Origin of the sequence: Pantoea sp. PNA 03-3 (assembly GCF_003201175.1) — a bacterium.
Classification (GTDB): domain Bacteria; phylum Pseudomonadota; class Gammaproteobacteria; order Enterobacterales; family Enterobacteriaceae; genus Pantoea; species Pantoea stewartii.
On record NZ_QICO01000015.1, the window covers coordinates 26,110 to 47,540 of the forward strand.

At 52.6% G+C, this 21,431-nt stretch carries 20 protein-coding genes and 1 tRNA gene; 5 read left to right on the top strand and 16 right to left on the bottom strand.

The window, feature by feature from the left end:
* Window positions 1-45: 45 nt before the first annotated feature.
* The 5 genes from C7433_RS22875 to C7433_RS22890 all read right to left on the bottom strand — a co-directional run bounded on the left by C7433_RS22875 (window position 46) and on the right by C7433_RS22890 (window position 2,399).
* Window positions 46-228 (bottom strand): YodC family protein, encoded by a 183-nt coding sequence (locus C7433_RS22875; RefSeq protein ID WP_033742091.1) that lies wholly within the window; start codon window positions 226-228, stop codon window positions 46-48.
* Window positions 229-400: 172 nt separating this feature from the next.
* The gene (locus C7433_RS24055) at window positions 401-532 is read right to left on the bottom strand and encodes a hypothetical protein (RefSeq protein WP_006119592.1); all 132 of its coding nucleotides are present in this window, start codon (window positions 530-532) and stop codon (window positions 401-403) included.
* Between the two features lie 44 nt (window positions 533-576).
* Window positions 577-1,479 carry a DUF808 domain-containing protein gene (locus C7433_RS22880; protein WP_039338277.1) on the bottom strand — a complete coding sequence of 301 codons (903 nt, stop codon included), beginning with the start codon at window positions 1,477-1,479 and terminating at the stop codon, window positions 577-579.
* A gap of 99 nt (window positions 1,480-1,578) precedes the next feature.
* Window positions 1,579-1,854 carry a hypothetical protein gene (locus C7433_RS22885; RefSeq protein WP_006119595.1) on the bottom strand — a complete coding sequence of 92 codons (276 nt, stop codon included), beginning with the start codon at window positions 1,852-1,854 and terminating at the stop codon, window positions 1,579-1,581.
* 65 nt (window positions 1,855-1,919) lie between these two features.
* Complete coding sequence (locus tag C7433_RS22890; protein WP_006119596.1) at window positions 1,920-2,399, bottom strand: very short patch repair endonuclease; 480 nt, start codon at window positions 2,397-2,399, stop codon at window positions 1,920-1,922.
* Window positions 2,400-2,632: 233 nt separating this feature from the next.
* On the opposite strand from C7433_RS22890, the gene dcm reads away from it, so the two are divergent.
* Both dcm and C7433_RS22900 read left to right on the top strand, forming a co-directional pair.
* Window positions 2,633-4,021, top strand: a complete 1,389-nt coding sequence (dcm, locus tag C7433_RS22895; protein ID WP_110269029.1) for a DNA (cytosine-5-)-methyltransferase — start codon at window positions 2,633-2,635, stop codon at window positions 4,019-4,021.
* Window positions 4,022-4,122: 101 nt separating this feature from the next.
* Window positions 4,123-5,739 (top strand): methyl-accepting chemotaxis protein, encoded by a 1,617-nt coding sequence (locus tag C7433_RS22900; RefSeq protein WP_033742097.1) that lies wholly within the window; start codon window positions 4,123-4,125, stop codon window positions 5,737-5,739.
* Window positions 5,740-5,808: 69 nt separating this feature from the next.
* Here C7433_RS22900 and C7433_RS22905 read toward each other — a convergent pair whose 3' ends face one another.
* The gene (locus tag C7433_RS22905) at window positions 5,809-6,060 is read right to left on the bottom strand and encodes an Arc family DNA-binding protein (RefSeq protein ID WP_006119599.1); all 252 of its coding nucleotides are present in this window, start codon (window positions 6,058-6,060) and stop codon (window positions 5,809-5,811) included.
* 73 nt (window positions 6,061-6,133) lie between these two features.
* Window positions 6,134-6,838, bottom strand: a complete 705-nt coding sequence (locus C7433_RS22910; RefSeq protein WP_110269030.1) for a phosphohydrolase — start codon at window positions 6,836-6,838, stop codon at window positions 6,134-6,136.
* Between the two features lie 610 nt (window positions 6,839-7,448).
* Between C7433_RS22910 and C7433_RS22915 the strand changes: the two genes are divergently transcribed.
* The 3 genes from C7433_RS22915 (at window position 7,449) to C7433_RS22925 (ending at window position 9,253) form a co-directional block, all read left to right on the top strand.
* Entirely contained in the window at window positions 7,449-8,132 is a 684-nt protein-coding gene (locus C7433_RS22915) for a hypothetical protein (RefSeq protein WP_033742103.1), read from the top strand.
* 165 nt (window positions 8,133-8,297) lie between these two features.
* A complete protein-coding gene (mtfA, locus tag C7433_RS22920; RefSeq protein ID WP_199227878.1) occupies window positions 8,298-9,065 on the top strand; it encodes a DgsA anti-repressor MtfA in 768 nt (255 codons plus the stop codon).
* Window positions 9,066-9,177: 112 nt separating this feature from the next.
* Window positions 9,178-9,253 (top strand) — tRNA-Asn (locus C7433_RS22925).
* A gap of 379 nt (window positions 9,254-9,632) precedes the next feature.
* On the opposite strand, the gene C7433_RS22930 is transcribed toward C7433_RS22925, so the two are convergent.
* The 9 genes from C7433_RS22930 to hemH form a co-directional block, all read right to left on the bottom strand.
* Entirely contained in the window at window positions 9,633-12,659 is a 3,027-nt protein-coding gene (locus tag C7433_RS22930; protein ID WP_110269032.1) for a type I restriction endonuclease subunit R, read from the bottom strand.
* Complete coding sequence (locus C7433_RS22935) at window positions 12,656-13,324, bottom strand: retron system putative HNH endonuclease (RefSeq protein ID WP_110269033.1); 669 nt, start codon at window positions 13,322-13,324, stop codon at window positions 12,656-12,658. Before C7433_RS22935 ends, C7433_RS22930 begins: the two co-directional genes overlap by 4 nt.
* Entirely contained in the window at window positions 13,325-14,743 is a 1,419-nt protein-coding gene (locus C7433_RS22940; protein WP_110269034.1) for an AAA family ATPase, read from the bottom strand.
* Window positions 14,740-16,023: a restriction endonuclease subunit S gene (locus C7433_RS22945; protein ID WP_110269035.1), complete on the bottom strand. Its 1,284-nt coding sequence runs from the start codon at window positions 16,021-16,023 to the stop codon at window positions 14,740-14,742. Before C7433_RS22945 ends, C7433_RS22940 begins: the two co-directional genes overlap by 4 nt.
* Complete coding sequence (locus C7433_RS22950) at window positions 16,020-18,146, bottom strand: class I SAM-dependent DNA methyltransferase (RefSeq protein ID WP_110269036.1); 2,127 nt, start codon at window positions 18,144-18,146, stop codon at window positions 16,020-16,022. Before C7433_RS22950 ends, C7433_RS22945 begins: the two co-directional genes overlap by 4 nt.
* Window positions 18,143-18,805 (bottom strand): helix-turn-helix domain-containing protein, encoded by a 663-nt coding sequence (locus C7433_RS22955; protein ID WP_199227879.1) that lies wholly within the window; start codon window positions 18,803-18,805, stop codon window positions 18,143-18,145. Before C7433_RS22955 ends, C7433_RS22950 begins: the two co-directional genes overlap by 4 nt.
* On the bottom strand, window positions 18,771-18,977 hold the full coding sequence (locus tag C7433_RS22960) for a helix-turn-helix domain-containing protein (RefSeq protein ID WP_050084567.1): 207 nt from the start codon (window positions 18,975-18,977) through the stop codon (window positions 18,771-18,773). The genes C7433_RS22955 and C7433_RS22960 overlap by 35 nt, the downstream gene beginning before the upstream one ends.
* 204 nt (window positions 18,978-19,181) lie before the next feature.
* Window positions 19,182-19,562, bottom strand: a complete 381-nt coding sequence (locus C7433_RS22965; protein ID WP_199227881.1) for a Tn7-like element transposition protein TnsE — start codon at window positions 19,560-19,562, stop codon at window positions 19,182-19,184.
* 392 nt (window positions 19,563-19,954) lie between these two features.
* On the bottom strand, window positions 19,955-20,917 hold the full coding sequence (gene hemH, locus C7433_RS22970; RefSeq protein ID WP_006119604.1) for a ferrochelatase: 963 nt from the start codon (window positions 20,915-20,917) through the stop codon (window positions 19,955-19,957).
* Window positions 20,918-21,431: the final 514 nt, after the last annotated feature.

The following is a 21,431-nucleotide window of genomic DNA, read 5'->3' on the forward strand; positions in this document are numbered from 1 at the left end:
AAGACAGACGGGCCAAGTGTACAACACCGGCCCGGTCATTTGCAATCAGGACGTTAACTGCGGTTGTGACTCACGGGTGTGGCTGAGCTCGTCTGTCCGAAACGCCTCGCTTCTGACCGCATAACCATCATACCAGCGACACTCTACCATGCCACTGGCATGACCGGTCACCACCATCGTTTGCCCGCCGTCCTTATGCTGCACTTCATCACTGATTGCAAAAACCATGTTGCGCCCTCTTTATCCATTGACATTAATTCTTAATATTTATTTATAGCATGGTAAAAAAGTTGCTGCTGTTAAGGCGCGCAGAAAAAGGGCAAATTCAGAATAAAGTAGAAGGTTATCCTGGAAAGGAATAAAGCGGATAAGAGGCTATCCGCTTCAGAGGGAGGATGAATCAGATTTTGCAGCCTTCGCAATCCGCTTCGTCACTCAGGTCGTCAGGCACTTCGGCCGCCTTTTTTTCTGCCTTGGCTTCGGCCTGCTCTAACTGAGCATCTATATCGAATTCAAACATATCGTCGCTCATTGTTTTCTCCCCAGAACGCGTAAAAGAAGGCGCTGTTATACCGATTACCCACGCAGTTTGGCAATAAGGTTAACCACTAAAAGCACGATCGACCCAATGATAAAACCAATCACCAGGTTAGCGCCGTTACTCAGCAGCCCTGACACCAGACCGCTAAACGGAGCGATAGCATTTTCAATAAAGTGGTGCAAAGGCGTTATCCCGTGAACAATGATGCCCCCTCCCACCAGGAACATGGCCAGCGTACCCACCACGGTTAATATTTTCATCAGCCAGGGGGCCGCAGCCAGCAGCACGGCACCAACTGACTGGGCCACCCGTGACGGTTTTTGCTTTAACCAGAATCCCAGATCATCGATTTTCACGATGCCCGCCACAATACCGTAAACGCCAATCGTGACCAGAATGGCAATGCCCGCCAGGATCAGAACCTGATTCAGCAGCGGTGCTTCCGAAACGATGCCCAGCGTAATCGCGACGATTTCGGCGGACAAAATGAAATCGGTGCGCACAGCCCCTTTAACCTTTTTCTTTTCAAATTCACGCGGGTCCTGCTTTGCCAGGTTATCCAGACGCTGCTGACGGGCCTCCGGTGAATTTTGCTGCTTATCGTGTTGCAGGCTGTGCAGCACTTTCTCGACACCTTCATAACAAAGGTAAGCGCCGCCAATCATCAACAGCGGCGTGATTAACCACGGCGCAAATGCCGAGATAATCAGCGCCAGCGGCACCAAAATCAGCTTGTTCAGAAACGAGCCTTTGGCCACGCCCCACACGACCGGCAGTTCGCGATTGGCTTTTACGCCACTGACCTGTTGCGCATTCAGTGACAGATCGTCACCCAGAACGCCCGCCGTCTTCTTTGCCGCGACTTTGCCCATTACAGAGATATCATCCAGCAGCGTGGCGATATCATCCAGCAACGTTAATAAACTGGTTCCTGCCAAAATATGTCCCTTATACGGTCATCGACAACGACTTACATCGCAAACAGTGGAAGCCTCATCCTCGACGAAGCCCAACGGCACACGATGCGTGCGTTGTGACTATTCCGGTTCGTTATGTTGACAACATGGGCATCGTTCGATTTCCGTTACCGTCATCTCTGCGATGCCCTCACAATCCCATTCGACGCGCACCGCTTGCCCAGCCAGTCCTTCGCTATGCAGGTATTTACTGACCGGGCTTTCCGTCATGCCGGTAATTTCTTCCGTGGCCACCAGCGTTTCGCCCACATAAATTCTGGCGGTGGCTTTGGTATTCACCATGCGCTCATCACGAATCTGGTAGAGACGTTTAACCGTCAGTTTTATGCTGCTCATCTCGGTCTCCCGGTCACGGAAAAGCGTCTATCTAACATGTTATGTTACTGATGAGCAAGGCCCGATCATTCCTGCTCACGATAATGATGAATGCCCTGATGATCGATTTCAGCACTGTCATTCATCACCAGTAACCACTCTTCCAGTCGTTCAAGCAACGCGTCGTCGTCGAGACGGAGTTTGCCACGCAGTGCACATTCCCAGATGATGAGAACCTTCCAGCCGCTCTCACGTAACTGCCGGACATAGCGATGGTCTCGTTCGACGTTGCTGTTAATCTTGCCTGTCCAGAACTCGGTGCGCGTGGCGGGTATCTTAAACAAATAGCAGTGATGACGATGCCAGAAGCAGCCGTGCACAAAGATAATGGCCTGATGAGCGGTCAGGACAAAATCAGGCCGCCCTGGCAGGTTTTTGTCCTGAACCCGGTAAGTGAATCCGCGATCTTTAAGCAACAGTGCGATGCGTTGCTCAATCGCAGTGTCCTGCTGGCGAATAGCGCGCATGTTTTTGCTGCGCGTTTCGCTGGAGTGAACGTCGGCCATAGCATCTCCTTAAAGGCTACTCTTTCAACTTTAGTCGCCGTCCTGAAAAGCGAAAGCCACCTGTACAAAAGCAGCCATTTTTTTGGCGCTTCCGGACGGTAATCACGCGTCCGGTGCTACCTGTCCTGACTTTTACACTCGCGTGTTTTGCAGCACACCGCCGCCGCGTCAGGCGGATTTCCTCATCGGGCAAGGAGTGATAGCATAGGCGCTTCACTGTTAAGGATATTTGCATGCACGCCGTCGCAACCGCTGAACCTCTTCTTTCTGCAGCTCTGCATTCCGATGAACTGAATCTGTTACACCAGGTCCTGTCGATCTATTCCGTCAGGGATATCGTTGCCCGACTGCATCAGGCCGGCTTTGCGCACTGGTCAGCGACGCTCATCAACCGTATTCGTCAGGGTAAAAGCACGCTGCCCGCACTGAGCACTGCGGAGCGGGATCTGTTCGAGCGCTTATTGCCGTCTCGTCCTGCGCATTATGATGCACCTGCGTTTCGTTTTGTTGATCTGTTCGCCGGCATCGGGGGGATTCGTCGCGGATTTGAGCGCATTGGTGGAAAATGTGTCTTTACCAGTGAGTGGAATAAAGAGGCGATTCGCACGTACCGGGCCAACCATTACAGCGATCCGCTTGAGCACCGCTTCAATACCGATATCCGCCAGGTCACGCAGCCTGCCGGGCTATACGATGAAGCAGCGATCTACTCCTCCATTGATGCAGCCATCCCCGATCATCAGGTGCTGCTGGCAGGCTTTCCTTGTCAGCCCTTTTCGCTGGCTGGCGTCAGTAAGAAGAATGCATTGGGTCGGGCGCATGGGTTCGAATGCCAGGCGCAGGGTACGCTGTTTTTTGATGTAGCACGCATTCTTGCCGCCAAAAAACCGCCCTTCTTCGTGCTGGAGAACGTGAAGAACCTAAAAAGCCATGACAAAGGCCGGACCTTTGCCATCATCATGGACACGCTGGATGAGCTGGGCTATGCCGTCGCGGATGCCAATGCCAGTGCACCGGATCCGAAAGTGATTGATGCCCGCCATTTCTTGCCTCAACACCGCGAGCGTATTGTGCTGGTGGGCATTCGACGGGACATTGCCGGCTGCGAGAATTTTACCCTGCGCGACATCAAACGCTTTTTCCCTGCCCAGGTGCCCAGCCTGCAAAGTTTGCTGGAAGCCGAACCTGATGATAAGTACATCCTGTCGCCGGTGCTGTGGCGTTATCTGTATCAGTATGCCAAAAAGCATAAAGCGCTGGGAAATGGCTTTGGCTTTGGTCTGAACGATCCGCGCAATCTGCAGTGCTGCGTGCGCACCCTGTCTGCCCGCTACTATAAAGATGGCTCTGAGATTTTGATCGATCGCGGCTGGGACGCGGATAAAGGCGAGCGTGATTTCCTTGATGCCACCAATATGGCGCATCGTCCCCGTCGTCTTACGCCCCGTGAATGCGCACGCATCATGGGCTTCGATGATGCCGGCAGTGAGCCTTTTCGCATTCCGGTCTCCGACACGCAAGCGTATAAACAGTTTGGTAATTCCGTTGTCGTCCCCGTTTTTGCCGCCGTGGCGCAGCTTCTCCTGCCCTACATCCGCGATTTACAGCATAAAACACGCTAAAAGTTGCGCTTAGGCGCAACCTTTCTCCTCTTTTCCCGCTGCCAGGCGATATTGTCACAACCTCGTCATACAAGCCCAGAATACTGCTGCTTTTTCACTTGATGGGTAGAATGATGTCACCTCTCACGTTGTTATCCCTGCGCAGTCTGAAGCGTCGCTATCGCGTCAAACTGCCCCCAGTGCCCACCTGGCTTACCAGCCTGCGCGGCAATTTTATGCTGTTCGTTGTGCTGTTTTGTTTGCTGCAATCCATCGGGATTGTTCTGCTGACCGCGCAGGTCAGCCATACCAAAGTGAACCTGACGCAGGCGAGTGCCATGCGCGACCGGCTGGCGCTGCTCGATCACGCTCGCATAGAGCTGCTGACGGCCAGCGATAACAGTCACCGGGCAGGCATTTATCTGATGGAAGATCAGAAAAGTGGATCGGTGGACAGTTGGAAGAGCCTGGCGGAAACCGCAAAATCCTCACTCGTGCATGCAGAACAGCTGTTTGCTCAGTACCATGCCGTTCCCAAGGGGGAGCTTGAGCAGGGTTTCATGATGTTAACCCAGGGCCTTGAAGAGCAGCTTAAAGGCCTGGAAGCCAATAATATCGATGCGTTCTTTATGGTGCCGATGCAGGCTTATCAACAGCAGTTTAACAGCGCCTGGTTTAACGAAATCACCCAGGCCAACAAACAGCTTTCTGCCGTCAACAACCTGACACTGGAGACGCTGACCACCAGCCGTAACCTGTCGCTGCTGGTCACAGGGCTGCTGTTTACGCTGTTGCTGACGGGTGGGGTTTTGCTGCTGCGCGGCGTGATTATTCCTTTAAGACTGGCCAGCCGCCAGCTGCAGGCTATTGCCACTGGCGACTTAGTCAGTTGCCCGCAACCGCCTCGTCTGCAATCGTTAGAAACCGCCGGATTGTTTAACGCGGTGGCGGATATGCGGCAAGGGCTGCGCACCATTGTGGCAGAAATTAATACCATAGCCGCCAGCGTGGCGGAGGGCGCGCGGGAAATGCAGCATACCAATGACCAGGTAAGCGAGCACTATAAGGTGCAAAACAGCAGCTTTAGTCATATTTCGCAGCGCCTGCATCGTGTCTCGGAAGAGGTTGAAAACAGTACGCTGTTTTCGCAACAGGCCGCACAGCAGGCACATGTCGCGGATGAACTGATGCAGCAGTGCGCCAGTCAGGTCGATGAAATGGAGGTGCAGATGCGCCACATCGTCGATTCCTCAGGGGAAATCGCCGGTATTGTCGAGCTGCTGGACGGTCTTTCACTGCAAACGCGTCTGCTGGCGTTGAATGCGGCGATTGAATCAGCGCATGCAGGGGTTTATGGACGCAGCTTTAGCGTCGTGGCAAAAGAGATGGGTACCCTGTCGAATAAAAGCGGCGAGTCGGCACAGCAAATTAACGGGCTGGTGAACAATACACAGCTGCATATTTCTGAGGGATTCAACAAGGTGAAGTCACTGGAAGCCTTGTTTTACCAAATCAGTCAGTCGGTCAGCGCCGTGGTCACCCAGTTAAAAGAACTGGAGGAAAACGCCACAGCACAAAGTCGCCGCGTGTCTGGCATTGCCGCCGAAGTGGTGGCGCTGGACAAGGAACTGCATACTAACGAGGGGCTTACGGCGCGGCAGGTACGCACCGCCGATACCTTACAACATCAGGCCTCACGCCTGGCCGAAAGCGTGCAACAATTTCGCATTGCCGTCTGAATACGCGCTCTGAATAAAAAAGCCGCCTTTATCAAAGGCGGCTTTCATCGCGAGAACAACCGATAACCATTATTTCTTTTTCTTACTCTGCTTCTTAAGCAGCGTACGCAGTTGTTTGATTTCGCTGGAACTTAAAGCATCCGACGCGCCTTCTTCCGTGTTCTGACTGTCGATGGCGGGCTGAGAAGGTGCTTCGAGGCTGGCCTGCAGACGTTGCACGATCTCCTGACTCATTGATACCTGGTTTTCAAGCGCCAGCTGTTTAATGTGTTCTTTCAATGCAGGATCAATTTTAATCGTCAAATTAACAGTTTCGGTCATTTCCTCACTCCTTTTTTGTTATTGCTTCCACGCTACCGGATGACTGTATCGATTCCTATACTGTCATAAAAATTTAATATTCAGCGTGTAAGGGACTAAAATCACGAAGTACTGCTTCATCCAGACTAACCAGATTACCCTGCAGCTCAGCACACAACTTGGCCATATAGCGTACCAGGAAGTCCGCGTTGTGTTCTGCGAGTCTCCGCCCTGCTTCGGTTTGCATCGTTTCAGGCAACCGTAACAGCTTGGTTTGAAAGTGATCCAGTGTCCATTTCACATCATTAAGTTCACGCGCTTTCCCCAGCGGGTCTTCACTGTTGAACAGAGGACGGTTCATCGTACCGGCTGTGTAAAACACCCGGGCCAGCCCGATTGCACCCAGCGATTCCAGCCGATCGGCATCCTGAACGATTTTCGCTTCAGGGGTTTCAGGCGTGATGGCCGCGCTAAAACTGTGTGCCTGAACCGCGTGCATCACTCCAGCGATTAATTCGGCAGGAAAATCCGTAAAGTCCTGCTGCAGGATACGCTGCGCTTCGCTGGCGGCATAAGTGGAAGCCTTATGACGTTCAGGATGGTTTTTCGGTAAGTTCACCACGTCATGAAAGTAGCAGGCAGTCAGGACGATCAGGGGGTCGGCAGATGTACCTGCCATAATGCGCTGCGCGCTCATCCAGACCCGACGTAAATGCGCAATATCGTGTGCGCCATCATCATGAACCCAGTTTTTTTCAAACCAGGTTTCATAGCGAGCCTGCCAAAGTGCAAGTGACATAATCTTTTCCTGTAAGGGTTATTTTCGTCTCAATTGACGACCTGTTACGCGTATAGGCTTTGTCATCATAACGAATGGCTAATGACATTTTCTTTACATCGCTAAGGAAAAAGCCGGTCGGGACCTTTAAATTCCTCTTAAAAATGAGACGCTGATCATTTTTATGGCAATTTGCTACCAGGAAAACAGCCATTTGCTGCTTTTTCAGCCTTGACTGATTCAGTTTTAGGCAGGATGAATAGTTTAATATTAATAATGATTAATCAGCGCTATTTTATCTCAGAGTGAGGGAATTAATGTCATAATAAAAATGTAAAAAACAATAAAAGCGGCGAAAATTATAGATGGATAAATCTGAAAAGGTTCCTATTTTTGCCGATATAACGTACTGTATTCTCACTATCAGATGTCCGGTAATACGCGTTAACAGCAGTGCTGATGATTTTTTATCCACACCTGTCCGGTGGATTAAAAATCATCACAACTGAGCGAACCACACGGTGGCCAATTATCAGGAATAATGATTTATATTTTTTATGATATTGCCACCATTTAGGTGCCCTTTTTGTTTCAGCAGTAACCGGGATCGACTAATAAAAAGAGGTAATCCATGAAAGAGCGGCCGATTCTTTTTTCCGAACAGCGGGTCCGAGCCCTGCTGGTTGGCCAACAAACCCAAACCCGGCGCATAATGAAAACGCAGGCTTTTGGTCCAGGCCAGGATCATCATGAAGGGGTACATGCCTTTGATGTGCAGGCTAATCACCTGCACGGTGACAAAATGATGGCCATGAACGACATTCGTTATCATTGTCCTTACGGCATGCCTGGCGACAAGCTCTGGGTCCGCGAAACCTGGCGTGGCCCCATCGTGCCTGAACATGCGCTGGCGGATTATGAACGCGATCCCACCCCGTTTCGCTCGCCGGACTTTTGCCAGTACCGGGCGGACAGCAATGAACTGGGCCAACATACGTCAGGCGGACCGGACGCCGAGCAGTTTGGCTGGCAAACAGCCATTCATATGCCGCGCTGGGCAAGCCGCATCGACCTGATTATTACGGATGTGCGCGCAGAGCAGATTCAGGATATTAGTGAAGACGACATTATGGCGGAAGGTGTGCAGACCGACTCGCACTTCCTGAACAACTTCTTTACCATGAACGTCAATTCTGAACTGCCTAAAGAAGCCTATCGCAAAGCCTGGCAAAAACAGTACGGGGCAACCAGCTGGCAGGTTAACCCGTGGGTTTGGGTTATTGAGTTCGAGCGTGCCACGCGCGAATCAACTTAGCCTGCGCTTTGTGGGCTGAATCACAGACAATTTCCTTGCTAACAGGTTGAATATTGCTCCTTCATCCCTGAAGCCTGACGATGCCAGCATGCCGTTTTGATGCTGGCATTTTACTGTCTGGTCGCTCAGGGTTCTGCAATTGCAGCATTCAGTGCGGAACCAACGATGTTTAAATGGCCATGGAAAACACACAGCAATACGGATCTGACTGACCTGCCCTGGCAGGCCGGGCTGACACAGCCGATTTTTACCCTCCTCAACCACGATGAACGTCAGTCGCTGCAGGCCATGGCTCAGCATTTTCTGCAGCAAAAAAAACTGGTTCCGCTTGAAGGCTGTCAGCTTGATACGCTGCGTACCGTGCGCATTGCTTTGCTGTTCTGCCTGCCGGTGCTGAAGCTGGGGCTCGACTGGCTGGACGGCTTTCACGAAGTGCTCATTTATCCCGAGCCTTTCAATGTGGATGACCTGTGGCAGGATGAGCATGGCCTGGTCCATCACGCCCCTGCCGTCCATGCCGGGCAAAGCTGGACGCAAGGGCCAATCGTGCTCAACTGGCTGGATATTCAGGACTCCTTCGATCTTTCCGGCTACAACCTGATCATTCATGAAGTGGCGCACAAACTGGATGCGCGCGGTAGCGGTTATACCAGCGGCGTGCCAATGATGCCGCTACGTGAGGTTGCCCAATGGGAAAAAGATTTGCGTAGCGCGATGGCCGGGATTGAACATGAAGTGGAAAGTGTCGGTGAGCAGGCCGCCAGCATCGATCCTTATGCCGCCAGCGATCCGGCAGAGTGCTTCGCGGTATTATCCGAGTATTTTTTTACGGCCCCGGCCCTGCTGGCGGACCGTTTCCCGGCTATGTACCGTCATCTTCAGCAGTTTTATCAGCAGGACCCGTTAAGCAGAACAGGAGCCGCTCACGACTAAATCGCCTGCTTTGCAGACGCATTGCTTTAAAGCTAGCCAGTTGAATGCTAAACGCTTTTATACTGTTGACACCCTGAGCCGACCTCGTTACTATTCGCCTCGTTCACACGATTCCTCTGTAGTTCAGTCGGTAGAACGGCGGACTGTTAATCCGTATGTCACTGGTTCGAGTCCAGTCAGAGGAGCCATATTTAGAGAAGCCCGCTTAAGGAAACTTAAGCGGGCTTTTTGTTTTTTTGCGAATCTTTATGTTATTTAGATTCAAAAGATTAGCGTGAAAAGTCTTCCCGATGCATTTTCAGTTTACCCTCCACATCGGGAGAATTTGGTGGTCATATTCGGGGTCAGGAGTTTACTAATACGGGAAAAGAAACAAAATAATTCTAAACTTTTCCTATTTCTTGTGTTTGTGCTATTCGATAACCCATGACTCTGCATCCGCGCAGCCTTTTATCCCACATTCGAAGCAAGGCTCGATGCCCGAGATTATGAGCACTGTCGCGGGCAAGCGACCAACTGTCCGGAAATTCCTGAATGCTGACCACCAGCGGAACGAAACCATGCCCATTACGGCCCCGCCTTCTTCGCAGCAGAAAGCCGCTCGTAGACTTGATTACCAAGCCATTTCGATACCAACTCCTGCATCTCCGGCTTGCCCATGTAGTCGGTGAACAACTCCTCGTTCAATTCAATGCGCTCGATGAAGAGGGACTCTAGCACCTGCCTGAAAACCAGTTGGAACTTGTCGAGGGAGTTAACCTCGGCCGCCTTCTGCAGAGCTTCGCTTCGGCTGGCCGCCTCGGCGATCTGCTCGAAGAACAGTTGATCTGCTTCGTTTAGTTCGCCCCCAAAACGATGATTGATGATATCAATGAGGCGCGACAGCGAAACATGTTCCTCGCGCACCATTCCAGACCCAACCTCACGCGGGCCATCCAGCGGTTTAGCATAACCCTCATTGAGGCTGATCGAGCCTTCGCTGATCTTCTGCAATCGATAATAGTCGAGCTCGATCTCCTCATCAAATTGATATCCCGGTCCACTCTTGCGCTTAGGCAGCTTCAACGCGAGGTGCCGTAGGTACGTAAAGAGCTTTTCCAAATCGCTGTCTTGATAGGGGATCACCTGACTCAAAAAACTGTAGAGATTACGAAAGGCTTGTAGTTTGCCGCGCCACAGCTCAGCTTCCGCCTCCTCTGTGTTCTGAAACTGCACGAAGCGCGCGACTGCCTGATCGAGAATCGCGTTCATCGCCTTGTGGTCGCCGGGGCTTTGGCGGCGCTTTGGCGCGAAGAACACGCGCGTGAACTCGGCCACCTCGGTCTGCAGATACACGCCTGACGCATCTAGCTCGGCTTTCACCTCGTAGAGCTTGTCGGGATCGACTTGCTCACCCATCACTGAGCCATCGTAGTACTGGCGGAAAGCCTCCTGGATCTCGCCGGGCTCATTGACGAAGTCGAGCACGAATGTGTCGTCCTTAAGCGGATGAGTACGGTTCAAGCGTGACAAAGTCTGCACCGCCTGAATGCCTGCCAAGCGCTTGTCCACATACATAGTGTGCAGCAACGGCTGATCGAAGCCGGTCTGGTATTTCTCGGCCACCAGCAGAACGCGGAAATCCGGCTTGGCGAAGGTGTCGGGCAGCTCTTTCTCTTTTAGGCCGCCATTCATCTCGACCTCTGTGTAAGACTTCTCCGGAGTCTTGTCGTCCTCCACTGCGCCTGAGAATGCTACCAGGCTTTTGATCGGATAGCCCTTCTCCCGGATGTAGCGGTCGAACTCCTGCTTATAGCGCACGGCCTCCAGCCTTGACCCAGTCACCACCATCGCCTTGGCATGCCCGCCTATCTTGTGTCGAGTGAAATGCTGAAAGTGTTCAACCATCACCTCAGTTTTCTGGCCGATGTTGTGCGGATGCAGGCGCATAAAGCGCGCTAGCGCCTTGGCGGCTTTCTTGCGTTCGACGTTGGGGTCTTCCTCAGCCTTCTTGATCAGCTTGTAGTAGGTCTTGTAGGTAACGTAGCTCTTGAGCACGTCCTCGATGAAACCCTCCTCAATTGCTTGGCGCATGGTGTAACAGTGGAAGGGCTCTCCGTTGCGGCCGAAGATCGCCAGCGTCTTGTGCTTGGGCGTGGCGGTGAAGGCGAAGAAACTCATGTTCGGTTGATGGCCCCTCTTGGCCATGGAGCGAAACAGTCGCTCCAGTTCGACTTCGCCTTCCTCCTCGGCCATCTCTTGCGCCTTGCAGCGCAGCTCGGCACCGCCCAGCACGCCCTTAAGTTCGGTTGCTGTCTCGCCTGACTGTGAGCTGTGCGCCTCGTCGATAATCACCGCGTACTTGCGCGTTGGTAGATGACTATTGCCGCCTTCACCGCGCTCCTCGCTCAACTTCGCAAGTTGGGCCGACACAAACGGGAACTTCTGCAGCGTGGTGATAATGATCGGCACGCCATCTTCAAGCGCCTCTGCGAGCTGGCGCGAATCTTCGTCGATTTTCTGCACCACACCTTGGCGGTGGTCAAACTGGTAGATGGTGTTCTGCAATTGTCGATCCAGCACCACGCGGTCGGTGATGACGACCACAGTGTCGAACAGCCGCTCGTCGCGTGCATTGTGCAAGCTGGAAAGGCGATGCGCCAGCCAGGCAATGGTGTTGCTCTTACCGCTGCCGGCCGAGTGCTCGACTAGGTAGTTATGTCCAATCCCCTCGGTAGCTGCAGCCGAAACCATCTCACGCACCGCTTGCAACTGGTGATAGCGTGGAAAGATCAGGTTTTCCTTACGTACCTTTTTTCCATCGTTTGTAGTTTTTTCTTCAATGTTCAGGTGCAAAAAGCGGGCAAGTAGATCAAGCAAACTGTCGCGCTGTAGAACCTCTTCCCACAAATACGCTGTTTTGTAGTTGCGATCGTCCCGGTCGGGCGGGTTGCCCACACCGCCATTAAAACCCCGATTGAACGGCAGGAAATAGGTGGAGGTCCCGGCCAAGCGAGTGGTCATGTGCGCTTCTTCCGTATCCACTGCAAAATGCACCAAGGTACGCTTGGTGAACTCGAAGATGGGTTCACGCGGATCGCGGTCGTGGCGGTACTGGTGGAGGGCGTTCGCCACCGTCTGGCCGGTCAAAGGGTTCTTGAGCTCCAGCGTAACCACCGGAATACCGTTGACCGACAACACCACATCCAGCGACTTTCCCGACTTCGGGCTGAAATGCAATTGGCGGGTCAGCCCCAGCCGATTGGCCTGGTAGCGCGCCTCCAGCTCAGGATTCAGGCCGTGGGCCGGGCGGAAAAAGGCAATTCGCAGCGTCTTGCCGAAACACTTGAAGCCGTGGCGCAACGTGGCCAGCGCACCATGAGTATCGAGCCATTTGCACAGAGACTCCAGAACGCGCGTACCGGTTTGCTCACCGTGCAGGACTTCCAGCTTTTCCCACACCTTGGTTTGGGTAACACGGATGAAGGCCAGCGCCTCATCGGGGAAGATCGCGCGCTCGCGGTTAAAGCCTTTGGTGTCGAGCCGGGAGTAACCCTCGCCCAGCAAGACCGCCTCTATGGCGGTTTCAAATGCGGCTTCACTCGTGGATTTCATGCGCCCCCCCTAGAGATTCTCTTTTGCAACCAGAACACCATCACCTGCGCGAATTCAGGAAGATCCCCAGCTTGAGTGCCATCCCATTTCTTGAGTTCTTGTACAGCGTTAAGAGTCCCTTTTCCTAGCCGCAGCTTAAACGCATCAAGTACAGCTTTACGGTTATTTACGAGACGGTACCAGTTTAGGTTTAGCACGTCATTCAAGGCATCGTTCATTGCTACGTCGTCAGACTCGATTCGCCCATCCCCCAAGAACTTGATCTTTCGCTCAATGGGATGCGCCGGGTCGCATACGCTGAAGCACAGCCCGTTATTGCCCTTTCGCGTGTCACAATGTTGCTCGCGCGCAGGGCGGCCCTGCCCGCCGAGACAAGCGCCTAGCAGGTTGCTGTAGTCTAATTGACGTGCGGGAAAGCCAGTCTGACTCTGCCAGTGCTCAATTTTCATCTCATCTTCGTTAGCGCGGATTCTGGACTGGCAGTAACAACACAGCCCCCGCTGTTCCGTCACCAACGCCTGTCGCAATGCGTCTTTGCCTGTATTCAGTACTTTCGCGCCCGTATTGGCATCTACACTGTTGGTGTAATTGTCATAGTTCGCGTGTGGTTGTTGCCGATGTCTTGTCAAACAGGGCGGCTCTGATCCTTTGTAAATGGTCCGCATCTAATCTGAACCTTCCAGAAAGTGGATCAGCGAACTGGCCCGGGTTAACTCGGGTTCATCCTCGCCGAGCTTTTGTTCAAGAGCCGCAATAGCGGCACGGGCTTCGTCGAAACGCTCCTGGTCGATCAGCTCGAAGAGGGCATTCAACTTCCCCTCCACCTCACGGTTGCGCACCGGTGCGCCCATGAGCTCTTGCAGGATACGATTGGCATCCATGCCATAGGCCTCAGTGGGAACGGTAACACTCACTTTGCCATCCACAATTTCGAGGAAGCGTACGCAGCCTGCAGGCACCTCCCCCAACACTAGTGGCGAATGAGTGGTCACAACAAACTGGCAAGCCTTGAAGGTGTCGCGAAGACGTTGCAGCACCTCGCGTTGCCACCTCGGATGCAGGTGCAGCTCGATCTCGTCGATCAGCACCAACGCCTCACCTTCTGCTATTGGGTTTGAGAGATTAGGATTGGCGACAGCAAGACGGCGGGTTAGGTCAAAAACCAAAGCAATCAATCCACGTTCGCCGTCGGATAATTGCTCCAAAAATAACTGCTTTCTCGCTTTTTTACCGCGGGCCTGTTCATCTATCGTCGCATCTTTCACGACGGAGTAACGAGGTGGGTTTTCTTCATGAAACCAGAATTCCTTGATCTGGGGCATGAGGCTAGAAATAGCTTCCTGAAGCAGCTTCAAAATCCGTTCCCCATACTGCACAGCTTCTTTTCGAAGCACGCGGGTCGAGAATATGGCACGTTGCCACTTGGCAAATTCGTTCAGCGATATCTCAAGTTGCGTCAGCGATTTTGAGAATGCCGCCCCCTGCTTAAAAGGCAATGTGCCTTGAAGTTTTGGCGGAAGCCTTGAAAGCAAGCGGTGTGTTGAGTAATAGACAACCAGTGGTTGTGTCGGGCTGCTTTTTAAGTAGCGTTTCAGCCTTGCTTCTGTTTCATGAGTGTCGGTAAACAACCAGTTCAGACGCTTCTCAAAATTTCCTTCTAGTCGCTTGTCTATCCAAGTGATCTCGTTTTTTAGGTTTTTGTAATCAGGCGTCCCCTTTTCCAGAAGAGCCAGATCCTTCTTCATCTGGGCTTGCTTATGCTCAAGAGTCAGCTTTTCACTCTTATCAAGGCTTTCCTTGGACAGGAAGGTGATCAAGTATGCAGCTCCTAAGTCACTGCTTCCTATTTCAATGATGCAGGTGGACTTTCCTTGCTGGATATCGGCATCAAGTACCGGAAGTGCTTTCTCTCGCGAAACTGTAAAATCTGGTAAGGAGTGGGAATATGCTATCGCAATGGCCTGTAAAATAGTTGATTTGCCAACACCATTGACACCGGCAATTACGGTCAACCGCTCGTCAAAATCAATGTCAAGCCGATCAAAACCTCGGAAGCTGGTCAACCCTAAGCTATGTAGTTTCATGATGTTATTTCCTCCGGCGGAATCTGCCCAGTAACGGCGGCAGTAATCAGCGCGGTGCGACGCTCCAAGAGTAAAGATAAAGAAGAAGAGACCTCCCTCGTGATTGACTGAAATCGCTCTTCGGCGCGCTCAAGGCACTCCACGATCTCAACTTGTTCGTTGAGTGGAGGAAGAGGTGTAAGCCAATCCAAAACGTGGCCTTGCGATACCTTGACCATTGTTCCACTTGAACCTCTTGCGTCGCGACGAATCTGAACGCGCGCTGCTGCTGTCGTTAGGAACGATGTCAGGTACTCAGGAAGAATTTTCTTCTCGTGAACCCGGAGCCTGTAGATAAGGTCTGGGAGCAACAGGTTTGGCTCGGCATAGGGGACGCATGCGACGTCAGCCACGAGCTCCGGTGTGTTGCCCCGTGTTATGAGTACATCTCCTTTGCGTAGCGAAAGTAGTTGCTCTTCTTCATCGGTTCCGCGCAGCGCCTTGTTCTCCTCCCGCTTGAATCGACCTTTTGAAACGGCGCTTAGCTTCAACACTCCCAACTCGTCTGGCCCTGCCGGCGTGTTGGCTGCAATTGGCGAACTGCCTTGATCTATTGAGATAATGACATATTTAATGCGCTGTAGTCCCCAATGCGCCGGAATCTCGCCCAGCCATTCCTGACCGGATGGATTGAGCGGGACATTGGGCTCGAGGCCACGAGTGACAACACGGCTGATGAGGGCGGCGCGCTTTTCTTCTAGCAGCGCCAGCATGCGTTCTTTTTCAGCGATCAGCCCGTCGATGCGGACTATTTCTCGGTCTAGGTAGATAGCGATTCGACTTTGCTCATCAGGATTAGTTGGACATGGCAATTTCAAGTTTTTTAGGAATTCGCCATCAACATGTGGTATTCCCATGCCATTTGTAAATGTCTTCAGAACAGGCTCAACGGCTTTACAAATCCAAAAAAGAAACTGCCGATCAAACTGCAGAGGTGTGACGAGTGAGGTAGTGGAGGAAACAGCACCATGTTTAGCTTTCAGAAACTCTCCCGCATTTGAACCATCCCATAGTAATAAAACATCGTTATCCTCTGCAGTAAGCATTCCCTGTGCAGGCACATATTGGGAAGCTTCCGTATCACCACGTAAATACTCCATTGACAGATAAGGGAGAACATCGACAGTAACATCCTCCTCTTCCTTTGCAGGTAATCGCCCCTTGGATGTAGCTGCAATGTATCTAAATCTTACTTCACGCCAGTGGCTTGGCAGAGAGGTTGCAATGCTGATTGGATTCACTCCGTCACCTCACCCAGTAAACCCAAGATCCGCTTTTCCACCTCCGCCAGCTCGGCATCAATATCGCGCAGGGGGCGTGGCCGCAGATACTGAAAGAATACACGGTTGAAATTGATCTCGTAGCCGACTTTGCCAATGCCACCGTCCTGCTCATCCAGCGCCTCGCGGTCGATCCAAGCATCGGCCACGTAGGGGCGCACCTCGCGCAGCACGTAGCTGATGATGTCCTCCTTCAGTGGAATGTTCTCCGTATCCTTGAGTGCCGGGTCGGGTTCGTATTCCACCAGGGCTTTGCCCTCGGTGTGCAGCCCGAGCAGCGCATACAGCTCGCCGGAACTCATCGTCGGAAGCGACTGGCGCGGGAACAAATCCGTACCGATGGTAACATCGCCCTTTTTGTGGCGCTTGGCAATCACCGGCGCGGCTTCGGGATCCGCCACGGTGAAGCAGTCGCGAAAGATTTTCTTTTGTGCCGAACCCTTAGCCCCCTTGGCCCAGCCTTCGACGTCGTTGGGCAGGTCTTTGAAAACCCGCTGCACGGTGTCCCAAGTGTCGTTCCAGTCCAATAGTGGTTCGCTGCCGAGTGTGTCCTGCACGGCCTGCAGGGCATCGTACAGTTCGGGGCAGGTATTGAGGAAGCGCTCGCGAGCCTCATCGGTGATCTTAAAGCGCAGTCGCAGTGGACGCAGCACGGTGATGCGGCGGTAGCCGAAGTCGGTGTTGTCGAACACGCGGCTGGTCTTGCTGTTCTCCATGGCGCCGTGTTCGCGCGTGACGTCATCAAGCGCCGCTTGGTCGACGTAGCGGCGCTTGTCGCCCAGGCTGCGCTTCATCGGCGTGTAGCGCTCGCGGGCGTCGATGAGCTGGATCTTGCCTCTGCGGTGTTCGACCTTGCGGTTGCTGACCACCCAAATGAAGGTGCCGATGCCGGTGTTGTAGAACATCTGTTCGGGCAGGGCGACGATGGCTTCGAGCATGTCATGCTCAATGATCCAACGACGGATCTCGCTCTCGCCGCTGCCAGCGCCGCCGGTGAACAGCGGCGAGCCGTTGAACACGACGGCGGCGCGCGAGCCGGGCTTGTTGCGGTCACCGGCCTTGTAGTCCTGGAACTTGCTCATCATGTAGAGCAGGAACAGCAGGGCGCCGTCGTTGATGCGAGGCAGCTTGCCGCTGTAGCCACGGAAATTGGGCCAGCGGTCGATGATCTTCTTCTCGGCTTTCCAGTCCACGCCGAAGGGCGGGTTGGCTAACAGGTAGTCGAAGCGATGGTCGGGAAACGGGTCGTCGATGAGGGTGTTACCCAGTACTACTTGGCCATCCTTGTGGCCCTTGATCAAGAGGTCGGAAGCGGCCACTGCGTAAGAGCGTGGGTTGTAGTCCTGTCCAAAGACCTTAACCGTGGCTTGATCGTTGTGGGCGCGAATCCAGTTCTGCGCCTCGGCCAGCATACCGCCGGTGCCGCAAGCAGGGTCGCAGATGGTAACGATGACACCTGCCTGGGTGAGCACGCTGGTGTCGGGCTCCAGCAACAGGTTGACCATCAGTTGGATGACTTCGCGCGGGGTGAAGTGATCACCAGCCGTTTCATTGGCGGCTTCGTTAAAGCGCCGGATCAGGTCCTCAAACACCAAACCCATGGTGATATTGTCGACGTTACGCGGGTGCAGGTCGATCTCCGCGAACTGAGAGACCACCTGATACAGGCGGTTGGACTCTTCGAGCTTCTCGATTTCTTTGTCGAATTCGAAGCGCTCGAAAATCTTTCGGATATTTTCGGAAAAGCCCGCGATGTAGTCGGCCAGGTGCCGACCGATGTTGTCCGGGTCGCCCTTGAGCTTGTAGAAGTCGAGCTGACTGTGGTTGTGGAAGCCCAGCGGCGTGCCATCTTCATCTTTGGCCAAGTTGTTGAGGATGGCGTCAATGTTGGCAATGCCCTTGCTGCTCAGTTCGGTATAGCGCTTGAGCACGGCATCCTTGCTAGGAGCCAGAACAGCATCAAAGCGGCGCAATACGGTGAGCGGTAGCATCACGCGCTCGTATTGTGGTGGGCGGTAAGGGCCGCGCAGCAGATCGGCGACAGACCAAATGAAGTTGGCAAGTTGTTGGAAGTTGGCACTCATGGATGCGTCCTGGAGTTCGATGGATTCTGTTTTGCCTCTATCGACCGACCAGTACTGGAGGTGGTCGATATAAGTCTTTGATTTATTTGGCCTGCGTAGGCGTATCGCACAGATACTATCGCTCGGCTATCACCGATGATGACATCCACGTCACTGCGCGGGATATGCAAAATAGTCTGTGTTTCCCAAGGCAATGTGCCACGCTCACTGGCCAGCCGCATCACGTCATCACCGGTGACTGGCTTGCTTTGGTCTGCAACGCGAGGGAAGCACCGGACATCGGTGGTGGACGCTACTGCCATGGCGCTCGGAATGCGTAATTCGATGTACCGGCCGCCATTCGGGGCGGTAACAACATCAGGCAAAACGGATACGTTAACGGTACGCTCGGCCAATTTTCGTCGCACTGTATCTAGCCAGCCTGACGAGATATGTTGGTCGGTCGGTGGTGTGCTTTGACCATTCTCCATGCCAAGAAGCAGAAGACCGCCGGTTGCATTCGTAAAAGCAATGCAATCCTTAGCTATTTCATTCCAGTCTGTCGTCATGCTGGTCAGTGCCCGCAAGTGCTTCTGGTCTAGGAGCTGTCCTTGTAGGCTCACGCGAGAGCTTCCCATGCTGAATTCATTTTTGTTCGCTCCTGTATTCTGTGTTTTCATCGGCGCCGCCAGCACGCACCCACTCGTCCACCTCGGAGAGCTGGAATTTCCACAACCGCCCAATCTTGTGCGCAGGCAAACCTTTGCGCTCTCGCCAGCGATACACGGTGTCTTTCACCACGCCCAGATGCCGAGCGACATCAATTGCAGTGACCCACGGTTCAGAGTTCATGGCATTAGCGCTCACAGAGGGATTAAAGTCGTTTTAAATCGCCATCAGTCTACCAGACAGTCGGAGTAGCGGCCATCCTGAAATGGCCAAGGTTAGCGGAATGGCTATTCAAGGTAATAGTCTTTAATTTGGGGAAAGGTCAAATCGCACCTAAAAAGTCTGTTCGATTCAACTGGGGGCAATTTGTAGTTTTAAAAAGCCAAATTAGCTCACTATGCATTGGACAAACCTCAACGCCCAGCTTTCAATAGACTCTAATGGAATATTCCCAGCCTCAGCCCCCTGATGCTTCGGATGGTTGATGCCAATGTGGTTAAGCTCACCAAACAGGCAATCTAATAACTCATTTGGCCAGCTAATTGATTTTGCGACAACGCCCTTGCGGATCTGCAGGAACTGGTCAATCCAATCCTGCAGTTCAGAGCCAAATAGCACTTTGGTTGAAAGCATCTTAATTCCATCAGAAGTATCGACTTCCAGTAGTACAGCCTCCGTTGCTTTATAACGGGTCCTGACGGCTTTAATAGCCCGAGGCGATTCACATCTATCTTTGGAAACAATCTCGCATAGATCAGACTTTTTTATGCTCGTTCAAGCGACCCTTCCTTTGCAGAGAACGTCGTAGAACGATCAACCCATGAAGCGAAGTATTTAAACCGGCTTTTAGTAACCAGCAACTGTTGGTGGTCATTCTGGTGGTCTTGACAGGAAAGCGATCCTGATTTAGCTTATTTATTAGCCAGTTACTGGCAAAGGCGATCCCAGTCAGAGGAGCCAGAATTAAAAAAGCCTGCTTACGAGCAGGCTTTTTGCTTTTCAGCCGATCGCCTTTCTCTGCCTTCTCTCCGCGCGTGCTTTACGGCCAAATTTAGCAATCTGCCATCATAAAATGCTGCAGGTTAATAAAAAAAAAGCCAGAATGAACGCATTCTGGCTTTGTCGCTACCGGTCTTTAACAAGTGACGGACCGCAGCACGCTATTTCGCGCCCTCCGCCAGCTGGCGCAGCATCTCAATATGAACAGGTTTATCATTGAGCGCAGGAATATAGGTAAAGGACGTCCCGCCCGCATGCATAAAGATTTCCCTGTTCTGCTCATCCAGTTCTTCCAGCGTTTCCAGACAGTCTGCCGCAAAGCCCGGACTGATTACCTGCAGGCTTTTCACGCCTTCCGCAGGCAGATTTTTAATGGTTTCATCGGTATAAGGCGTTAACCAGGGTTCCCTGCCGAAACGTGACTGGAAGGTCATCACTACTTTTAGCGAAGGCATGTTCAGGGCGTCGGTGAGTAATTTCGTCGTTAACGCACAACGCTCCTGATATTTGTCGCCTTCGTTTGAAAACCTGACCGGTATACCGTGATAGGAGACCAGTAAGGCATCCGGCACGCCATTGGCCTCAAACGATTCAAGCACGGACGTTTTTAACGCATCGATATAAGCAGGATGATCGGCATAGTCGTTGATGAAGTTGATCGCCGGTGTGTAGCGGTTCTTCATCGTCTGCAGGTGACGACTCACGCTGTCGAAAACGGATGACACGGTGGACGAGGAAAACTGCGGATACAAAGGAATAACGATAATTTTATCGACACCTTTCGCCAGCAGCCTGTCGATAGCGCCCCCGATGCTCGGCTCGCCATAACTCATGCCCAGCTCAACAGGCATGCCCGTCAACGCTTCCAGTGCGCGCGCCTGACGGACGCTGTAGACCATCAGCGGTGAACCTTCGTCCATCCAGATAGAGGAGTACAATTTAGCCACGCGTTTGGCGCGTAGCGGGATAATTACGCCATGCAGGATCGGGCACCACAGGATCCGGGGTAAATCGACCACTCTGTAGTCGTGCAAAAATTTCGATAAAAATGTTTTAACCGCAGCAGTCGTGGGTTCTTTTGGTGTTCCAAGGTTAACAATTAAAACACCCTGTTTATTCGTCATTAGCTGGGACCTCTGAAAACCCAAGGAAAAAAAGTGCCTGAACACTGTAGCACACTCAAGGACATCATCTCCTCCGTCTGCGCCTTTTGCGTCAGTGACGGCGAAACGAAGGCAAGGCGGGGACTTCTGCGACGACGTCGAGTCAGCCTGCCAACGTCTTTGCTGACGTCTTACGCCGCCTTATGAGCCCGGACCATGGATGAAACAGTCGGGCGGGTAACGTCTTTTACGCCGTAAAAAGCGTTATGCCCTGCAAGCCCGCCTTTATTTGCTTTTTGACACGGCTTTGCCTGACGGTCAAAAAACATTGGGTCATATATTATCATCGCTGCGTCGACGAAAGACCAATAGCTCTGATAAGTCGCGTCCCTTCCGATCCGCTCGTACATTTTCTGTGGTGAATGATAAAAAGTAATCCGGCAATTCCCCATTATTCAGCGGGTTAAAATCACATCTTGTCGATATTTTGATTTATCAAACTGAATATTGAGCATGCTAATATTTAGGGCTCTAT

Bases quoted from the DNA above. Each gene is read 5' to 3' on its own strand.
- C7433_RS24055 (WP_006119592.1), bottom strand. From the start codon at position 532: ATGAGCGACGATATGTTTGAATTCGATATAGATGCTCAGTTAGAGCAG.
- C7433_RS22910 (WP_110269030.1), bottom strand. From the start codon at position 6,838: ATGTCACTTGCACTTTGGCAGGCTCGCTATGAAACCTGGTTTGAAAAA.
- C7433_RS22885 (WP_006119595.1), bottom strand. From the start codon at position 1,854: ATGAGCAGCATAAAACTGACGGTTAAACGTCTCTACCAGATTCGTGAT.
- C7433_RS22940 (WP_110269034.1), bottom strand. From the start codon at position 14,743: ATGAAACTACATAGCTTAGGGTTGACCAGCTTCCGAGGTTTTGATCGG.
- C7433_RS22905 (WP_006119599.1), bottom strand. From the start codon at position 6,060: ATGACCGAAACTGTTAATTTGACGATTAAAATTGATCCTGCATTGAAA.
- C7433_RS22955 (WP_199227879.1), bottom strand. From the start codon at position 18,805: ATGAAAACACAGAATACAGGAGCGAACAAAAATGAATTCAGCATGGGA.
- C7433_RS22890 (WP_006119596.1), bottom strand. From the start codon at position 2,399: ATGGCCGACGTTCACTCCAGCGAAACGCGCAGCAAAAACATGCGCGCT.
- C7433_RS22935 (WP_110269033.1), bottom strand. From the start codon at position 13,324: ATGCGGACCATTTACAAAGGATCAGAGCCGCCCTGTTTGACAAGACAT.
- C7433_RS22950 (WP_110269036.1), bottom strand. From the start codon at position 18,146: ATGAGTGCCAACTTCCAACAACTTGCCAACTTCATTTGGTCTGTCGCC.
- hemH (WP_006119604.1), bottom strand. From the start codon at position 20,917: ATGACGAATAAACAGGGTGTTTTAATTGTTAACCTTGGAACACCAAAA.
- C7433_RS22875 (WP_033742091.1), bottom strand. From the start codon at position 228: ATGGTTTTTGCAATCAGTGATGAAGTGCAGCATAAGGACGGCGGGCAA.
- dcm (WP_110269029.1), top strand. From the start codon at position 2,633: ATGCACGCCGTCGCAACCGCTGAACCTCTTCTTTCTGCAGCTCTGCAT.
- C7433_RS22960 (WP_050084567.1), bottom strand. From the start codon at position 18,977: ATGAACTCTGAACCGTGGGTCACTGCAATTGATGTCGCTCGGCATCTG.
- C7433_RS22900 (WP_033742097.1), top strand. From the start codon at position 4,123: ATGGGTAGAATGATGTCACCTCTCACGTTGTTATCCCTGCGCAGTCTG.
- mtfA (WP_199227878.1), top strand. From the start codon at position 8,298: ATGTTTAAATGGCCATGGAAAACACACAGCAATACGGATCTGACTGAC.
- C7433_RS22930 (WP_110269032.1), bottom strand. From the start codon at position 12,659: ATGAAATCCACGAGTGAAGCCGCATTTGAAACCGCCATAGAGGCGGTC.
- C7433_RS22915 (WP_033742103.1), top strand. From the start codon at position 7,449: ATGAAAGAGCGGCCGATTCTTTTTTCCGAACAGCGGGTCCGAGCCCTG.